Annotated in this window: 17 protein-coding genes; 4 read left to right on the forward strand and 13 right to left on the reverse strand. The window is 60.9% G+C overall.

The genetic code is table 11. The annotated features are described in order from the left end of the window. Positions 1-7: 7 nt before the first annotated feature. The 3 genes from kdpC to GMET_RS12270 are packed head-to-tail and all read left to right on the forward strand — an operon-like array spanning position 8 to position 3,952. Positions 8-577 (forward strand): potassium-transporting ATPase subunit KdpC, encoded by a 570-nt coding sequence (gene kdpC, locus GMET_RS12260; protein WP_004512465.1) that lies wholly within the window; start codon positions 8-10, stop codon positions 575-577. Then, complete coding sequence (locus tag GMET_RS12265; protein ID WP_004512464.1) at positions 574-3,240, forward strand: sensor histidine kinase; 2,667 nt, start codon at positions 574-576, stop codon at positions 3,238-3,240. The genes kdpC and GMET_RS12265 overlap by 4 nt, the downstream gene beginning before the upstream one ends. A gap of 10 nt (positions 3,241-3,250) precedes the next feature. Beyond that, a complete protein-coding gene (locus GMET_RS12270) occupies positions 3,251-3,952 on the forward strand; it encodes a response regulator (RefSeq protein WP_004512463.1) in 702 nt (233 codons plus the stop codon). Positions 3,953-3,979: 27 nt separating this feature from the next. Here GMET_RS12270 and GMET_RS12275 read toward each other — a convergent pair whose 3' ends face one another. From GMET_RS12275 to GMET_RS12315, 9 genes are all read right to left on the reverse strand, one after another. Further along, complete coding sequence (locus GMET_RS12275) at positions 3,980-5,584, reverse strand: alginate export family protein (RefSeq protein WP_004512462.1); 1,605 nt, start codon at positions 5,582-5,584, stop codon at positions 3,980-3,982. Between the two features lie 49 nt (positions 5,585-5,633). Then, positions 5,634-6,392 (reverse strand): energy-coupling factor ABC transporter ATP-binding protein, encoded by a 759-nt coding sequence (locus tag GMET_RS12280; protein WP_004512461.1) that lies wholly within the window; start codon positions 6,390-6,392, stop codon positions 5,634-5,636. Further along, complete coding sequence (gene cbiQ / locus GMET_RS12285) at positions 6,389-7,201, reverse strand: cobalt ECF transporter T component CbiQ (RefSeq protein WP_004512460.1); 813 nt, start codon at positions 7,199-7,201, stop codon at positions 6,389-6,391. The genes GMET_RS12280 and cbiQ overlap by 4 nt, the downstream gene beginning before the upstream one ends. A 36-nt stretch (positions 7,202-7,237) precedes the next feature. Continuing rightward, positions 7,238-8,278, reverse strand: a complete 1,041-nt coding sequence (locus GMET_RS12290) for an energy-coupling factor ABC transporter permease (protein WP_004512459.1) — start codon at positions 8,276-8,278, stop codon at positions 7,238-7,240. A 541-nt stretch (positions 8,279-8,819) separates the two neighbouring features. Further along, entirely contained in the window at positions 8,820-9,464 is a 645-nt protein-coding gene (locus GMET_RS12295; RefSeq protein WP_004512458.1) for a metal-dependent transcriptional regulator, read from the reverse strand. Between the two features lie 41 nt (positions 9,465-9,505). Beyond that, the gene (locus GMET_RS19070) at positions 9,506-9,688 is read right to left on the reverse strand and encodes a hypothetical protein (RefSeq protein ID WP_004512457.1); all 183 of its coding nucleotides are present in this window, start codon (positions 9,686-9,688) and stop codon (positions 9,506-9,508) included. Beyond that, positions 9,685-11,676, reverse strand: coding sequence for a ferrous iron transport protein B (gene feoB / locus GMET_RS12305; RefSeq protein ID WP_004512456.1), 1,992 nt, complete (start codon positions 11,674-11,676; stop codon positions 9,685-9,687). Before feoB ends, GMET_RS19070 begins: the two co-directional genes overlap by 4 nt. A 99-nt stretch (positions 11,677-11,775) precedes the next feature. After that, entirely contained in the window at positions 11,776-12,207 is a 432-nt protein-coding gene (locus GMET_RS12310; protein WP_004512455.1) for a Fur family transcriptional regulator, read from the reverse strand. A 115-nt stretch (positions 12,208-12,322) separates the two neighbouring features. Next, positions 12,323-13,876, reverse strand: coding sequence for a carotenoid oxygenase family protein (locus GMET_RS12315; RefSeq protein ID WP_004512454.1), 1,554 nt, complete (start codon positions 13,874-13,876; stop codon positions 12,323-12,325). 81 nt (positions 13,877-13,957) lie between these two features. Between GMET_RS12315 and GMET_RS12320 the strand changes: the two genes are divergently transcribed. Then, positions 13,958-14,137: a hypothetical protein gene (locus GMET_RS12320; protein WP_004512453.1), complete on the forward strand. Its 180-nt coding sequence runs from the start codon at positions 13,958-13,960 to the stop codon at positions 14,135-14,137. A 44-nt stretch (positions 14,138-14,181) separates the two neighbouring features. On the opposite strand, the gene GMET_RS12325 is transcribed toward GMET_RS12320, so the two are convergent. The 4 genes from GMET_RS12325 to GMET_RS12340 all read right to left on the reverse strand — a co-directional run bounded on the left by GMET_RS12325 (position 14,182) and on the right by GMET_RS12340 (position 17,285). Further along, positions 14,182-14,514 (reverse strand): hypothetical protein, encoded by a 333-nt coding sequence (locus GMET_RS12325; RefSeq protein WP_004512452.1) that lies wholly within the window; start codon positions 14,512-14,514, stop codon positions 14,182-14,184. Between the two features lie 67 nt (positions 14,515-14,581). Beyond that, complete coding sequence (locus tag GMET_RS12330) at positions 14,582-15,754, reverse strand: L-dopachrome tautomerase-related protein (RefSeq protein ID WP_004512451.1); 1,173 nt, start codon at positions 15,752-15,754, stop codon at positions 14,582-14,584. 387 nt (positions 15,755-16,141) lie between these two features. After that, positions 16,142-16,552, reverse strand: coding sequence for a VOC family protein (locus GMET_RS12335; RefSeq protein ID WP_004512450.1), 411 nt, complete (start codon positions 16,550-16,552; stop codon positions 16,142-16,144). A 4-nt stretch (positions 16,553-16,556) separates the two neighbouring features. Continuing rightward, positions 16,557-17,285, reverse strand: coding sequence for a cytochrome c biogenesis CcdA family protein (locus tag GMET_RS12340; protein WP_004512449.1), 729 nt, complete (start codon positions 17,283-17,285; stop codon positions 16,557-16,559). Positions 17,286-17,401 lie beyond the last annotated feature (116 nt).

Below are 17,401 nucleotides of genomic sequence, written 5' to 3' on the forward strand. Positions count from 1 at the left end.
GGAAACCATGAACGACATAAAACCGGCTATTATGATGGTACTCGTCTTTACCATCATCTGCGGCGGTATCTATCCGGCGGTGGTTACCGGGATTGCCCAGGCCGTATTTCCAAAAGAGGCCACAGGGAGCTTCATCACCGACCGGAGTGGCCGCGAGATCGGATCGGCACTCATCGGCCAGCCCTTCTCCGATTCGAAGTATTTCTGGCCCCGCCCGTCGGCAACCACTGACTTCGGCTACAACCCGGCCGCTTCCGGCGGCTCCAACTCCGGTCCGACCAATCCTGACTACCTGAAGACAGTGGCCAACCGGGTCAAGGCACTCAAAGATACGGGCGTCTCCACCGGAATCCCGACCGACTTGGTTCAGGCCTCGGCCAGCGGCCTCGATCCCCATATCTCGCCGGAAGCGGCAAGCGTGCAGATTCCCCGGGTCGCCAAGGCGCGGGGCATGATGGAGGACAAGGTGAGGAGGCTCGTATCCGGCCACACCGAAGATCGTCAATTCGGAATTATTGGAAGTCCGCGGGTGAATGTGCTGGCACTGAATCTGGCATTGGATAGGTTGGCCCCATGACCGATATCAACGACGAAAGACGCCCCTCGCCGGAGGCGCTTTTGAGGCTCGCCCAGAAGGAAGAGGCTCAAGCGGAACAGGGAAGGCTGAAGATCTTTCTCGGCTATGCAGCCGGTGTCGGAAAGACCTACGCCATGCTGGAGGCAGCCCGCCAGCGGAAAGGGGAAGGCCGGGACGTGGTGGCCGCGTACGTGGAGTCCCACGGCCGGGCCGAAACCGATGCACTTCTCGAAGGGGTGGAGATCATCCCACCGGCACGCATCGAATACCAGGGGGTCACACTTCGCGAAGTGGACGTGGATGCGGTGCTGGCCCGAAAACCCCAACTCGCCCTGGTGGACGAGCTGGCCCACACCAATGCCCCCGGCTCGCGGCACGAGAAACGCTGGCAGGATGTGGAGGAACTCCTGGCGGCCGGCATCAACGTCTACACCACGGTCAACGTCCAGCACTTCGAGAGCCTGAACGACGTGGTGGTGCAGATCACTGGCATTGCGGTGCGGGAAACCGTCCCTGACAGCCTCCTGGACCAGGCGACGGAGATCCGGCTCGTGGACATCCCGCCGGAGGATCTTTTGCAGCGCCTGCGCGAAGGAAAGGTTTACGTACCGGAGCAGGCCGCGTTTGCCACGGAGAAGTTCTTCCGGCCCGGCAACCTGATCGCCCTGCGGGAGCTGTCCCTTCGCCGCGCCGCCTCCCGCGTGGACGAGGAGATGCGGGCCTACATGGAGTCACGGGCGATTCCGGGGCCCTGGCCGGCGACCGAGCGGCTCCTGGTGAGCGTCAGCGGCAGCCCGTACAGCGAGCGGCTGATCCGTACCACCCGCCGCCTGGCGGATGAACTGAAGGCCCCCTGGTTCACGGTCTACGTGGAGACTCCCGGCGGCGGGCGACAGGAGCAAGAAAACCGGAAACGGGTCTGGAAGGATCTCCGCCTGGCAGAAAGCCTCGGCGCCCACGTTGCCACTCTAACCGCCACGTCGGCGGCGGATGCAATCATCGACTACGCCCGCAGCCACAACGTCACCCAGATCGTGGTCGGCAAGCCGGCCAAGCCGCGCTGGCGCGAGCTCCTGCGCCTTCCCCTTGTCGATCAGATTATCCGCCTGAGCGGCGCCATCGATGTGCACGTCGTCAGCTTCGAACCGGCCGGAGCCAAAAAGGGACCGGTAATCCCCAGACAGAGAAGGCCGATTTCCCTCACCGGATACATGGCGAGCCTGGCCCTGGTCGCCGCTACTACCCTGGTTTGCCTCCTCGGCCGCCCATTCCTCGCGCCGACCAACATGGTCATGATCTACCTGCTGGCGGTGGTTCTGGCCGCGCTGCGGCTCGGCCTCAAGCCGGCAATCCTTACGGCCTTTCTGGGTGTCCTGGCCTTCGACTTCTTCTTCGTGCCGCCACGCCTGACCTTTGCCGTGGCAGACACCCAGTATCTCATCACCTTTGTCGCGCTCTTCACTGTCGGGGTGGTCATCAGCACCCTCGTCTCCAAGGCGCGCGAACGGGCCGAAGCTGTGCGGGAACGGGAGGTGCAGACCGCGGCCCTCTACTACCTGAGCCGCGACCTGGCCGCCGCCGCCGACATCGAAACCCTCGTGCAGGCTGTAGTCAGAAACATCGGCGAGTCACTTGCCGCCGGATCTACCGTGCTCCTCCCCAAAGGGGACCGGCTCGAAGTTGCTGCCGCGAGCAAAGGGCTCAAACCCGATGTAAAGGAGATGGCAGTGGCCGACTGGGCGTTTCGCAACCGGCAACCGGCGGGACAGGGGACCGAAACACTCGTCTCGGCAGGTCTCCTTTATCTTCCGCTCCAGACATCGGGGAATATCCTCGGGGTACTGGGGATCAGGCTGAAAAACGTTGCCGATTATCGGTCTACCCAGCCCCGTCGGCTCCTCGACGCCTTTGTCACCCAGACCGCCATGGCGCTGGAGCGGGTCCAGCTCTCCCGGCAGGCCGAGCAGACCCAGATCCTCCAGGCCCGGGAAACCCTCGAACGTGCCCTTCTCAATTCCATTTCCCACGACCTGCGTACTCCCCTCGTTTCCATAACCGGCGCCCTGGACACCCTGCGGGAAAAGGTGCATACCCTGGCCAACGAAGCCCGGATGGAGCTTCTCGACACCGCATGGGAAGAGGCGGAGCGGCTGAACCGCTTCGTCGGCAATCTCCTCGACATGACCCGTTTGGAGGCCGGGGCGCTCAAGGTGAAGAAGGAGCTGTGCGATGTTCAGGATCTGGTCGGATGCGCTCTGGCTGCTCTCGAACGGCGGATCGGAGGGCGGCAGGTCGATGTACATCTCCCCCCCGATCTGCCGCTCGTCAGGATGGACATGGTCCTGATGACCCAGGTGCTGGCAAATCTGCTTGATAATGCGTTAAAGTACTCGCCACCGGAAAGCGGCATAGAGATATCTGTTCGTGTGAATGACGGGAGGCTCGAAATGGAGGTGGCCGACCACGGTCCCGGAATTCCCGAACAGGACCTGAAGAGGGTATTCGACAAGTTCTACCGAATCCCGATCCCGGAAGGGTCACGGGGGACCGGCCTTGGTCTCTCAATCTGCAAGGGGATTGTCGAGGCTCACGGCGGCGCCATCCGGGCCGAAAACCGGGCACGTGGCGGATTGAGAGTAATCGTCACGTTAACGATCAAATAGGGGAGAAGAAATGCCGAAGGAAAACCGTCTACCGCGGATACTCATAGTCGATGACGAACTGGCGATACGGCGCTTCCTCTGCACCGCCCTCGATACCGGGGAGTTTTCCCTCCACCAGGCGGAAAACGGCCATACAGCGCTGGCGGCAGCGGTTGCGACGATGCCGGACGTGATCCTCCTCGACCTGGGGCTTCCGGATATGGACGGGGTTGAAGTCATCCGACGGATACGGGAGTGGTCCCAGGTGCCGATCATCGTCCTTTCCGTGCGGGAGCGTGAGGACGACAAGGTGGCTGCGCTGGATGCCGGGGCGGACGACTACCTGACCAAGCCATTCGGCGTCGCAGAGCTTGTGGCCCGGATTCGCGCGGCACTGCGGCGCGCCTTGCAACAGGTGCCGGAACCCATCTTCCGTTCCGGAGACCTGGAGGTGGACCTGGCGCGCCGGCGGGTAACGGTCGACGGCAGCGAGTCCCAGCTCACCCCCACCGAGTACGAACTGCTGCGCCTCCTGGTGGTCCATGCGGGAAAGGTCCTCACCCACAGCCAGATTCTCCGGCAGATATGGGGGGTCTCCCACCTCGAGCAACCCCACGTGCTGCGGGTGAACATCAGCAACCTGCGCCGCAAAATAGAAATGGACCCCTCCCGTCCGCGCCACATCCTCACCGAACCCGGAGTCGGCTACCGGCTCCGGAGCGACGGCAGTTGATTTTTCCCCGCCCCCTCCGTGCGTCTGCTATTTTTTCGCCGGCGCCTTCGACTTCTGATGGGCCAGGTCGAACTGGAGCATCAGGTAGCCGTAATGGATGTCGTCGCCGCTCCCGGCGGCGTCGCGAAAGAACTTCCCGGTGAAGAAGTGGTCGTAACCGGCAACGAGCGAGAGGTTGCCGTTCACCGCATAGGTCAGGGTAAAATCGGTCTCCAGGCCGATGCTGCGGCTGAATCCCTCCTCCACGTGGTTGGCAAGGAAGTAGCGCCCCGTGGCGGAGAGGTTCAGTTCCTTCGTGAGGTCGATTCCCCACCCGATGGTGTAGATCTGGAGGCCGCTGGCATGGTGGTCGCCGACATCGTAACCGAAGCCGCCGATGACTTTCATGTCTCCGAACAGCGGCGTATCGTTGGTCGGATTGCTGAACTCCTTCCGGGACGACACAACCGTGGCCGCTTCTCCGTCGCCGGAACCGACGGCGTAGCTCAGGAAAAAGTGGCTGTGAAAGCCGGCCATGGAGACATCCATGCCCAGGTCCGCATGGCCGCCGTAGGCCTGGATGCTCTCGTTCCCGCCGGTGTTCGGATTGAAGAGGCGGCCGGTCTGGTAGACCGGCTCCACCTCAAGGGTTGCCGGCCCCAGCGCTGCCGTTCCCCGCACTCCCCAGGTGTTCCGGTGTTCGCCTGCGTGATGGTCCCCGGAGCCGGTATCCCGGAAACCGTACGCCTCGATGGCATTCCCTTCCGAAAAGGTCCACGTGGCGTACCCGCCCGCCAGATTCCCCTTCACCCCATCGGAGAAGGGAGTCGCATACCAGCCCCCCAGGAGGTCCACCGTCAATTGCTCCATGGGCTTCACCCGCAGCCTCAGCGCGTCGAACGTGAGGCCATCCATGAAGGCATCGCTCCCCAGGATAAAGGTGCTGCCGTACACGAATTCCTGACGGCCAACCTTGAGGGCCAACCGTTCGGAGTCCGGCACTCTCGCTTCCACAAACCCCTGATACAGGGAAAGCTTGCCGTGCTCCTGGTTCCCCCCCTTGTAGCCGAACCCCTGGCCTTCCGCATGGAAGTCGAGGTAATCGGTCGGATGCCAGTAGGCGTAGGGCTTTACCCGGTAGAGGAAGCGTCCCTCGCCGTGGCGGGGAGCGTAACTGAAGTCGGGAAGCCGGAAGTTGCCGACCCCCTCTCCCCGCAGAAAACCGTTGACACCGATCTTGTACTCGAACGCCGGCACCTCGGGCTTGGCGAGGATCGCCTCGATGGCCTCCCGCCGCGTCAGGTACCCCTCATACTTTGGCAACTCGTCCTTCAACGCCTCGTGAAGGGCCGCAATCCGGTCCAGATCTCCCCGGTCCACCGCGTCTTTTCCCTTCAGGTCGCACTGCCTGACGACCTTCTCCATGACGTAGAGGAGATAGTGCGCCAGTTCGCCTCGTGAAATGGGCTTCCCTTCCACCAGCACCGAATCCGGGAGCTTTTTTTCCGCGTCATACTTTTTTGCCAGTTCACCTATTTGCTTGCACGACCAGTGGCTGACCGTCACCTGTTCGGGAATTTCGTCGGCGGCGAAGGCAGGATTCCAGCAGAATGCATAGGCCGTCAGAGACAGGAAAAACAGGGTTCTTCTCATCGGCGATTTCCTTTCCAGCTTATTAACCACTTTCCATAGGGGAGTGGCGCTATCGCCCCCCAGTGCCGCAGACCGGACACCCCTGCATGGAAAAGGGGGGCTCCAGGCGGCATGCCGCCAGGAGCTCGGCGTTGCGGAAAATCTCCCGGGGCGGGCCGTCGGCCGCCACCACGCCCTCCCTGAGGACGATGGTCCGCTCGCAGAGCTCCAGCACCATGTCCAGGTCGTGGCTCGTGAATATCTTCGTATGCCGGAACTCGCGGAGAAGCCCCATGAGCTGGCGCCGCGCAAAGGGGTCGAGCCCCGCCGTGGGCTCGTCCATGACCAGGATATCCGGCGACATGGAGAGGACCGTGGCGATGGCGGCCCGCTTCTTCTCCCCCCCCGAGAGCCGGTAGGGAGGCTTGTCCCGCAGGTGCCCGGCGCCGACCCGGGCAAGGGATTCCGCCACCCGCCGCTCCACTTCCCCGGGAGGGAGCCCCAGGTTGAGGGGACCGAAGGCGACGTCCTCTCCCACCGTCGGCATGAAAAGCTGGTCGTCCGGGTCCTGGAAGACCATGCCCACGGTCCGGCGCACTTCGGCGAGGGTCGTGCGGACCACCGGGGTATCGCCGATCCGGACCTCCCCCGCGGTTGGGGGGAGATAACCGTTAAGGTGGAGGAGGAGCGTCGATTTTCCGGCGCCGTTGGCGCCGATCACCGCCACCGATTCCCCGTGGTGGATGGTGAAGGAAACCCCCCGAAGGGCCTCGGTGCCGTCGGGGTATGAATGGCGGAGATCCTTGACCTCGACGATATGATGACTCATGGGAAGACTCCCGTTACCAGCACGCCGATCAGGTGCGGCACGTTGACGAAGCGCAGAAGCATGAAGAGGAGACACCACCCTGCCGTGAAGGCTAGCTCGCGCCGTCCGAAAGAGCACTCGCGCCGCACGTGGAATTCCCCCCGGAACCCCCGGGAAAGCATGGCCATGTGGATCCGCTCGGCCCGGTCCCAGGTGCGGAGAAGGAGGCTCCCCACCAGGGAGCCGTAGGCCTTGAGACCCATCCCCCGCCCGGCGAAGGAACGCAGCTCCCTGGCCCGGGACATCCGTATCCCCTCGTCCCCCAGGACGAAGATATAGCGGTAGAGGAAGAGAAGCTGCACCACGAAGGCCCGGGGCACTCCGAACCGCTGGAGCGCCAGGCAGACCCCGGTAAAGCCGGTCACGGCCACCAGCACCAGGGCGGCCCCCACGGTGAGCGCGGCGCGAAGGATGATCGACAGAAACGACACCCATCCCCCGGACACCGCCAGGGAACCGAGGGCCAGCAACGGTTCCCGGTCGAACAGGGGATTGAAGAGACCCACCAGGGCGGCAAAGGGGAGGACCAGCAGGAGCTTCCGAGTCACGATCTCCGGAGGGAGCCCGCTGACGGCAACCATCGCCAGCGGAAAGATCGCAAAGGGGATGAGGCCCGAAATCTCGTAACGGCTGAAGGAAACCACCGTAATGATATACACGAGGGTGACGAGAACCTTGGCCCGGGGGTCGAGCCGGTGGATGGACGAATCGCCGCCGGCCAGGAGGTCGATACGGTTCAGGTCGCGGAGTGCTGTTTCAATGCGTGCCATGGGAGAGAAAGGGGGCCGGACGGAGCCGCGGTGGAATCACGATGCGGCGCGACGGCGCAACAAGAAGCCGACCGCAAAGGCCATCACCAGGGTCAGACCGCCGCCGGCAATCCCGGAGACCGACGTGCCGAGCCTGTCATCCCCCTTCGCCGCGCCCCTTTTCCGGGCCGCCGGCTCCCCGGCCCCGTCTTCAGTTGGCTTGGCAAAGGAATACGCGGGGAGAGACGAACTCTTTTTCTGGATTGCTGCCAGGGCGCCATGGACCCCGCCTGTGGGAGAGGCAAGCTCTCCCTTGCCGGTGACACCCGCAATCGCCCACTCGAGGCCGTCAGGCTTCCCGGAGGCATACCGGGAGACTACGCCACCGGTGATCACTGCCAGAGCGAGCAGCGAAACCGCCACCCACCTGAATCCGGAACCGCTCGTCACGGACCGGCGCGTCGCACCGATGACTTCCGGATGGGCCTTGACCACGAAACCGACCACCGCCGCGGTGACAAGCCCTTCCACAATGCCGATGGCCAGGTGTATCGGCTGCATCAGGAGCACGAAGGACGAAAAGGGAAGCGCCGAGATTCCCGAAGCTACCGTCTCCAGCACCACCGACAATGCCCCGAACTGCAGCCCCACGACCGCGGCCGCAACCGCTGCGGCGGTGCTTCGCCCCTGACCGGAACCGGCTGGGGCAATGGCGCGGTAGATGAGAGGATAGGCGACAAAGGCGGGGAAAAATCCCAGGTTGACGATGTTGCATCCGAGGGCCAGGAGCCCGCCGTCGGCAAAGAACAGGGCCTGCACCACGAGGACCGAGGCGATGGTGAGAAACGCCGCGTGGGGCCCCAGGAGCACCGCCAGCAGGAGCCCGCCCCCCAGGTGGCCGCTGGAGCCGGTCCCCGGAATGGTGAAATTGATCATCTGGGCGGCAAAGACAAAGGCCCCCAACACCCCCATGAGCGGCACTTTCCTCTCGTCCAAATCCTGGCGCACCTTCCGTGCGCAGTAGGCAATCGTGCCGCCCGCAGCGACCCAGAGGGTACCACCGACCGCCGGGGAAATGAGAGCGTCTGCCATGTGCATGAGACAATCCTCCAGCCCTGAAACATCACCCGCGAGTGTTACGATTTAAACATCAGTAACACCCTGCGACAACAAAAAAGAGCAATTTGCGGTGGCGAGGCGGTTATTCGACACAAAGGGTAGAAAACCTGAACCTGGCATTATCGGCAAACTTCTCGAAAATCCGCGACAATCCTTCAATCTCACCCAAAAACGCTAACGAACCTGGATGTACATAGCAAAAAATGCGCCGACACAAGCAGCACCTGAGGGTTCAGTAATGACAAAAGGCCGGACAAGATATCATCCAGCCTTCGGAATCCTTTTCCACCCAGGGCCTTGCTTCTTCTTTATCGCATTTGCCACCACTGGTTCCCGGGAGGGGCGGGGCTCTCGCGGAGAAGCGATCCCCGCAAAAAACCACCTATGGAATTAGCGGAGGGAAAGCCTCGGAAGCCGCTGCTCAGGTGCCACGAAGACCGGCTGGTGACGCTGGATCGGTTCGGAGCGGGAGTCCCGCCCCTCCCGACATCATGCTCCGACACAAGGTGACAAAGGGGAATTACTTCCGCACGTGGATCTCCCGGGCCAGGGCGGTGTCAATGGCGAATTCGGAGTAACCGATCCGGAAGATGTACGACGGGAAGGTCTGCATGAGGTTGATCCGGTTTCCCGGCAGGACCCCCATGGCCATGAGCTTGCGCATCTTGGTGTCGTCCTCGGTGAGGATGTAGGCGATGTCCCCCTCCTCCCCTGCCTTGAGCTCTGTCAGGGGAACGACGCCGAGATCGCCGCTTTTCCTGGCCGTGTCGCAGCAATCGCCGGGAGGAATGGGCTTGCCGTGGGGGCAGGTGACCGGGTGGTTGAGCATGGTGCAGACCTTGGCGTCCACCTCCTCGTGGAGCAGATGCTCGAACTCGCACGCCTTGGCCTCGGCGCTGTCGCCGCGGATGTTGAACACATCCATCATGAGGCGCTCGGCGAGCCGGTGGCGCCGCACCGTCCGCTTCCCCTCGTCTTTCCCCTCGGGCCGCAGGGAGACGCGGCCGTCCCGCATCTCGATAAAGGCCAGGGAAGCCAGTTCACCATATGCCGGATCGCCGGCCGCAACCGTAATCTCTTCCTTGTCGAGGGAGGGCTTCCCCTCCTCCTCGCAGGCTATCCAGAGGGCTTCGAGGATCTCTTCCGCTTTTTCGGACAGTTTCATGGTCTCTCCTTTATCGATGCACACATGGTGACAGTTCGATTTTATCGCGTTTTCCCATCTTTTTTCAGAATGCCCTTTAATGCCTTGAGCACTTTCGGCTCGGGGGGGTTCTCGTAGAAACACTTCGGACAGCGCACGGACCGGCAGGTCTTCCCGCACCGGCCGCATCCCCTGATCCCCTCTTCCTCGGGGAACTCATGACCGCAGAAGCCGCAGCGAATCATACAATCCCCGTCACCAGGAGGAGTTTGTTCAGCAGGTAGCCGCTCCCGAAGGCCACCACCGAGATGAAGATCGCTAGGATGGTGGCAACCTTGGTGCCGCGCTCTTTCTTCATCATCAGGAACTGGGCCACGCACGGGACGAAGAGGGTGAGGGTCACCGCAGCCACCACCAGTTGCCGGCCATCCATGAGCCCCTTGGTCTGGAGGTCATAGAGGCCGGCAGCGCCGTAGTCGCGCCGGAAAAAGCCGAAGATGAAAGCGACCGCCGCCTCTTTCGGAAGCCCGATGGTCGCCATGACCGGCTCCATCCATACCACGAGCTTCTCGAAGAAATGGGTGATCTTGCCGAGCCACAGCATCACCGACGCGAAGATGAAGAGCGGGAGGATCTCCATGAAATACCACTGCATCCGGGTGTAGGTCTTGGTCATGACGTTGGAGAACTGGGGGAGCCGCATGGGGGGAAGCTCCATGTAGAACATGGGGGTCTCGCCCGGCATGACCCGGGCCGACAGGAGCCCGATCACCAGGAAGATGACCAGGAGGCAGACTCCCCAGACCGCCAGGGCCCCCGGCGTCTTGGAAAGGAGCGCCATGATGACCCCCAGCTGGGCCGAGCAGGGGATTGCCAGGGCCAGGAGCACCGTGGCGATGATCCGCTCCCGCACGGTTTCCAGGGTCCGGGTGACCATGGTGGCCATGGTGTCGCAGCCAAAGCCGAGGACCATGGGGATCACCGCCCGGCCGGTAAGGCCGATCTTCTTAAAGAGCCGGTCCACCAGCAGGGCGAGCCGCGGAAAGTAGCCGCTGTCCTCAAGGATGGAGAAAAAGAGGAAAAAGGTGGCGACGATAGGAAGGATGATCCCCACGGCATACCGCAGCCCCAGGGTGATGACGCCGTACTCTCCCACGAACAGCTCCTGGATGATTTCCCACGGCACGATCCCCTTGACGACCCCAGTTATCCACGGGTTGAAATATTTCTCGAAGAGGGTTCCTTCCAGAAAATCCACCAGGGTGCCAGCGCCGAAAACGCCGACGAACTGGTAGAGCCCGTAGTAGAGGGCCACAAACAGGAGCGGAACGCCGGTGATCGGGTGGACCGCCCAGGAGGAGAGCCGCTCTCCGAAGGTGATGCGCCGTTTGTCCGGAAATGCGGTGACCCCCGCCAGGAGCCCCTTCACGATACCCTTCCGTTCGAGGGAGAGGTCAAGGTGGAACGACTCCCGCCGCTCGAAGATCTTCTCCTTCACCTGCTCGGCGATGAGCGGCGCCTGCGCGCCTTCCTGTTCCGCCACGAGCCTGGCGATCTCCTCATCCCGCTGGAGGAGCAGGAGCGCCAGGGACTTCTTCGACAGGGTGTAGTCACCGTGCAAAAGTTCGGCAATAGCGGCGATATCCCCCTCCATGCGGCGGCTGTACCCGAACGTCGCGTGGCGGCCGGCGTCGTAGGAGGCGATGGCCTCACGAATCTCGGGAAGCCCCCGTTTCTTGGCCGTGGCGGCACCGATGACCGGAATCCCCAGCTTCTCCTGCAGGAGCGGAATGTCGATGGAAAGCCCCATCCGCTCGGCTTCGTCCATGATGTTCACCACCAGAACCACCGGGAGCCCCGCCTCCACGAGCTGTATGGTCATGGCCAGCATCCGCTCCAGGTTCCGCGCATCGAGGACATGAAGCACCACGTCGGGCCGCTCACCCAGGAGGATCTCCCGCGCAACCCGCTCCTCTTCGGTTATGGGAAGGATGGAGTACATGCCGGGAGTATCGATGATCTCGTACTGCTCCCCCTCGATGGTGGTGGAGCCGCGGGATACCTCCACCGACGTCCCGGGATAGTTGGAAACCGCCACGTAGGCGCCGGTAAGGGCATTGAAGAGAACACTCTTCCCCACGTTGGGGTTCCCCACCAGTGCCACTCTCTTCCCTCCCGCGGTCGATGCGTTAGCGCTGTCGTGGCAGGAAGGCTTGCGCTTGAATATTCCCATCTATGGTCACTCCTTCATGAAATTATGCTATTGATATTCACTTTCAATCACACAAGCAAAAAAAGACACGACAGAAATTTTCCGTCGCGTACGAACGGACTACGAACGGCATTTCGCGCAGAGGCCGTAGAGTTCCAGCTTGTGGTGCTTGATGAGAAAGTTGTGGGCCGCCGCCACCTCATCCTGGAGCTTTTCGATGCTCTCGTTCTCAAACTCGATGATGGTGCCGCATCCCGTGCATACCAGGTGGTCGTGGTGCTCCCCCTCCGAGACGTGCTCGTAGCGGGTCTGGCCGTCGCCGAAGTGGATCTCCCGGGCGATTCCCGACTCGGCGAAGAGCTTCAGGGTGCGATAGACCGTGGCGTAGCCGATGTTGGGATGCTTGGCCCTGAGCTTAAGGTACAGTTCCTCGATGCTCAGGTGCCGGTCGGAGGAAAGAAAGGCGTCGAGGATGATGTCGCGCTGGCGGGTCGACTTGAGACCCTGCCTGGCAATATAGTCCTGGAATATTTTCTGTTTCACCCGTTTCATTTCCGCTCCGAGCTGAAAGTGATTTTCAATATAGGACACGGACACGCATTCTGTCAATCTCTTTCTGCATGTAAATTCCGGAACCGTCGCGAACTCCTTTAATATCCCCTGATGATTAAACGGGTGAAGGATGCCACCAACCATGGTAGCTGAAAGGAACGTGATGGGTAAGATGGGCAATGGCAAGGGGGCCGTCGGCAACCCTTCCCGCGTCCAAGATGGCAAGAAAGCTTTTTCGGGTATGGCTGTCGTAGACCTCCGTCAGGAGCCACCCCTCTCCGGCCGATTGGCTTGCGTCCGCAGATGTTCCCGGTTTGGGCACGAAGACCGCTTCGGTGCAGTATTTCCCCCGTCCGAAAGAATATTCGGCGGTGGTTCCGCTCAGGAAATCGACGCGCATGACAATGGACCAGAAGAACTCGCCGGGAAGGCACTTCACCGCGTAGCCGATGCGATGGCGACGGCAGCGGAGGCGTTCGTCGATGCGTGGCCACTCGCAGCTCCCCGGGTTCAGGGTCTCCCGACGAACCGTGCAACGGACGGGGTCGATCCGGTACCGCATGATCTCTCCGGGAAAATCGTAGTGTCCCCTACGCCCTTCCATGACGGCGGAGATGACCGGATCATCTCCCACGAAGTGGTCCGGATTGCGGTAGCCGATGAAGTCGGCAACGGTTTCGCCTCCCTCCTCATAGGCGTTGAAGGAATGCCACATGTAACACGCCTCGGTCTCCACCAGGCGCGGCTTCCCCTCCCCTTCCCGTTCGACGATCATCAGCAGGTTCCCCCATTCCGGCCGCCAGCGAAGCGAGGCAAAAAGGCTTCGAAATCCCAGGAGAAATCCCCAGAATTCGATTTCGACAGGGTGAAGGGAGAGGATAAGGTACCGGCCGGAAACGATCCAGTCATGCATGTACACATAGCGGGGGAGAGGAAACGTCCGGTGTCGCTTCAGACTTCCGTCGGCCGCGAAGGCAGAGAGATGGAGGAGCGGCCTCGGGCCGTACTTCACCCCGAAGTGGAGCCATTCCCCGGTGTGGGGATCAAGCTTGGGATGGGCCGAATAGAAGGCAGTGCCGGGGGTCAGCCCCAGATTCGAAGGACCGGCGGTGGCCAGGGACTCCGGGTCGAGCTCGTACGGAATGTTCCCCTCGTCGAAGGCGTAGAGTTTTCCGCGCCACCAGAAAACTGTTATGCCCGCCTGGTTCGGAACCGACCCCGCCTGCCAGAAATTGCCCCAGAAACCTCCCGGCTTCTGGGTGCTCCACGTGGGATACAGAAAACGGCCGGCGGCCTCTTCGGCCACGAATTTCTCCGTCCGGACGTAGCGGTTGCGGTAGCGGACCCCGCCGTCGCCGACTGTGAAGGACTGCACCATTCCATCCCCGTCCAGCAAAGTCCGCTTGCGCAGCCCGCCTCGGTCGAAAAGCGCCGGGCCGTTGCGGTAGAGAGTCCCCCTGAGGGCGGAGGGAATCGTCCCCTCGATGCGCGCCTCGTAGTCGTGCTCCTCGCGAAGCGACGTGGCAAGGCCGAGCCAGGGGCGCCCAGAGTCGCCAAAGTCGGGAAAGACCTCCTTTGGTAGAGGCAGATTCCCCGCGCAGCCGGGCAGGGCGAGGGCAAGCCCCCCTGCACCGGCTAGTTTCAGAAAATCACGACGGTTAATGTTCATGGCAGAATCATGAAATAGACGAGATTTATTCCCATCAGTATCAATGGAACGATGGTTAGTTTATTGCTACTATCACCTCATATGGAACATCTTGCCCCATCTCGACTCTACCCCATATTTTTCTCCTGGCTTGAAGCGCGATCGAGGACGTTTCACCTGGCGTTCAGCACCATCATATTGGCCGGCCTTGGCTATCTCGACTATCTGACGGGCGATTTCAATTTCACCCTCTTCTATGTGATCCCCAAGATAGTGGACTGAACTCAACTATGTAAATTGATTTGCCCCGTTAGATGACCGTCCTCTCAAATCAGTTCATACACGATGAAAACACAAATTATCCCCATCAAGGCAAGGGCAACGAAGAACACTTCTTCACTGGTCCTTTCAAGTGTATGCCGACGTCCCTTCTTCCGCACCCGCAATGCGGAGTAGGATAGAATGCACGAGGAAAGAAACAACAGAGCATCGAAGGCCAGCAGGTCCTCTCCGAGACTTTTCACATGGGAGAGCTTGCGGCTTATGATGAGCAGGCTGATGACCGTCAGGCACACCCCAACGAGTGTTGCCGAAACGGTGAAAATGTGAACGGTGATATCGATTTCGACGGCTTCCTTTGAGGGCTCTTGAAGGGACATCAATCAACCCCATTCAGACATACCTGATGATTTTCCCCGGCACAAAGGTACTGCCACACCTCCCGTATCACGGGGGAAGCAACCCATCATGTGAAAACGGCATAAGCCACGTCTTAAAAAACTTGTAGGGGATGATCCGCAGATCCTTTCCGTGATTGAAGCGGGGCGCCAGGTTTATCTGTGAATCGGTAACGTAGAGGTAGTTATCGGGAGAGATGGCCAGGGAGTCCGGCCAGTGCAAGCCACCCTGGATAATGGTATTCAGGGTCGGTTCCGACGGCCGGTACCGCTTGACGGCGTTCTCTTCCAGGGCGGTCAGGTAGAGGTTGTCCTGGGCATCCATGAGCATCCCGTCCGCGGCTCCCGTTTCCGCTATCCGCTCCACGTGGTTCTCCAGATCCTTCTCAGGCAGCGACGGGTCTTTCAGGAAGGAAGTCCTGATGCGATAGAGGGTACGGCCAACCAGAGCGTGGTAGTAGAGGTACTCCCCCCGGCTGTCGAGGGCGATTCCGTCGGCGTGGATCTTGGGCACCGTGCCATCTTCGTTCCGCAACTCCTTCCCTTCGATCACGGGCACGTAACCTGGCTCCGCCTTGGTTGAAGGGTGACCGGAGAGGAGCCTTCGGGCCTTGCCGCTCTCCAGGTCGACCACGACGATGGCGCCTTTCCCCGAATCGGTGATAAAGGCGAAGTTGCCCTCAGGGTCGATCCGCACGTCGTTCAGGTAGCTTTCATGGGGTGCCGCCGAAGGGGCGAAGGGGATTACCCGCTCGACCTGGTCGGTCTTCAGGTTGACCTTCACAAGCTTCGCTCCGCCCGGTACCACCCCATTGAAGGCAGGGGATGCGGGGTCGAGAATCCAGAGAAAGTCGCTGTGATCAACAAAAACGCTCTGCACGCAGATGAAGTGCGCCTCCGGATGGGCCGTTTCATCGGCCCCCCACCGGTTCCAGCCATGATCGGGATAGGGGCGGAGCGACCCGTCGGGGAGCACCTCGGCCACGGAATAGAGAGGATCCTTGTCCCATCGGGGGAAATTCACAAAAATCCTCCCTTGGCCGGAAACCGCGATCCCCGTTACCTGATCGTGAAAATACGGGTACTCGAACAGCGCCCCTCGCGCCACCGGCACGGCCTTATCGTGACTGATGGGGTATGTCGCGCAGCCGCCGCTGCACACCAGGATGAAGAGCGCTAGAAGGACAAAGGGATTCCTTGCGTTTCCGGTCTGTTTTGGCATGGTTTCTCCCTCTTTTACCATCCAGACTTGCTGGAGCAGCATGAACAGCGCAATTCAATGTATAGCCCTGATTTCAGGCAAGTCAAATGATCCCTCATCGACGGACGGTGTCCCGGGAATACAAAAAAATCCTCCACGAAAACATATATATTTTCCCGAATATAATTGGTAGTATGCGTGCAGGAGGAAATAACAATGGACGAGTTGTTGATAGCGGGAGGTTTTCTGGCTTTCTGGGTTGTCCTCAACAAGATTATCCTGCCAAGGCTAGGGGTTCCCACCTGAATGGCGGACACCTGTTCTTCCGGGAAGAAGAACGAGCAGAGGGATGACGGAAAAGGGGCGTGAGATTCACGCCCCTTTCTTCATTTGTATCGTGTTTCGGTGCTACTTCCCGCGGCGGGCCTCCTCCACAACCACCAGATATCCATCGGGGTCGAAGCACCAGAACTCCTTGATGCCGTACGGCTTGGTCTCAAGCGGGTAGAAGATCTCCAGTTCCTCCTCCGCAACGGCCTCATAGGTCTCTACGATGTCATCCACCTTCACGTGGATGGTCAAGCCGACCCCCTTGGGAAACTCGTCGAAACGCTCCTCCAGGGCCGGATGCTCCCGCACCACCGCATCTTCCTGGACGAAGATGATCTCCAAACGGTCATGTTTCAGAATCAGGTGCTCGGGGGCGCCGCGGGCGGTCAGGGCCCTCATTACATCAAGCTCCAGGATACCCGCGTAGAACGCCTCGGTGGCGTCCAGATCCACGACGGTCAACTGGATTGAGGCGCCTGTCCCCGCCATGATGTCACTCCCCCCCGAGCCACTTCATGCTGAACCGCGACAGGATACTCAGGTAGTTGCTGAAAATCATGACCCCGACGATGATCAGGAAGACGCCGGTAATAATCTCGAAGATCCGGATATGCTTCTTGAAGCGGTTGAAAACGACGAGGAACTGGTGCATGGCCAGGGACGAGAGGAAAAAGGGAATGGCAAGCCCCATGGAATAGGTCAGGAGGAGAAGAACGCCGCGGGAAACCGTCTCCTCCGTGGTGGCCACCATGAGGATGGAGGCGAGGATGGGGCCGATACAGGGAGTCCACCCGGCGGCAAAGGCAAGCCCGACAACGAAGCTCCCCAGATAGCCGGCCGGTTTGCGGTGGACGGTGACCCGCTTCTCTCCCAGCAGCAGATGAATGGGGACCAGACCGGTGACATGGATGCCGAAGATGATGATCAGTATTCCTCCAACCTTCCGGATAATGTCCATGTGCTCGTGGAGAAACCCGCCGATAAAGGTTGCCGAGGCCCCCAGCAGGACGAAGACAGTGGTGAATCCGGCAATGAAGAGGAGGGTATGGACGATGGTCTGCTGCCGGACCTTGTGGCTCGGGTGCTCCGCCTGGAGATCGGAGAAGGAAAGCCCCGTGATGTAGGTGATAAAGGAGGGGATGAGCGGCAGCACGCACGGAGAGAGGAACGAGAGGAACCCCGCAATGAACGCGCCTAAGAAAGTAACGTGGGATGAATCCATGAAGACCTCTGCGAGATAGCGAGATAGCGAGATAGCGAGATAGCGAGATAGCGAGATAGCGAGATAGCGAGGTAGTGAGGTAGTGAGGTAGCGAGGTAGTGAAGTAGTGAAGTAGC

The sequence above is a fragment of the Geobacter metallireducens GS-15 genome, from assembly GCF_000012925.1.
Taxonomy (GTDB): Bacteria; Desulfobacterota; Desulfuromonadia; order Geobacterales; family Geobacteraceae; genus Geobacter; species Geobacter metallireducens.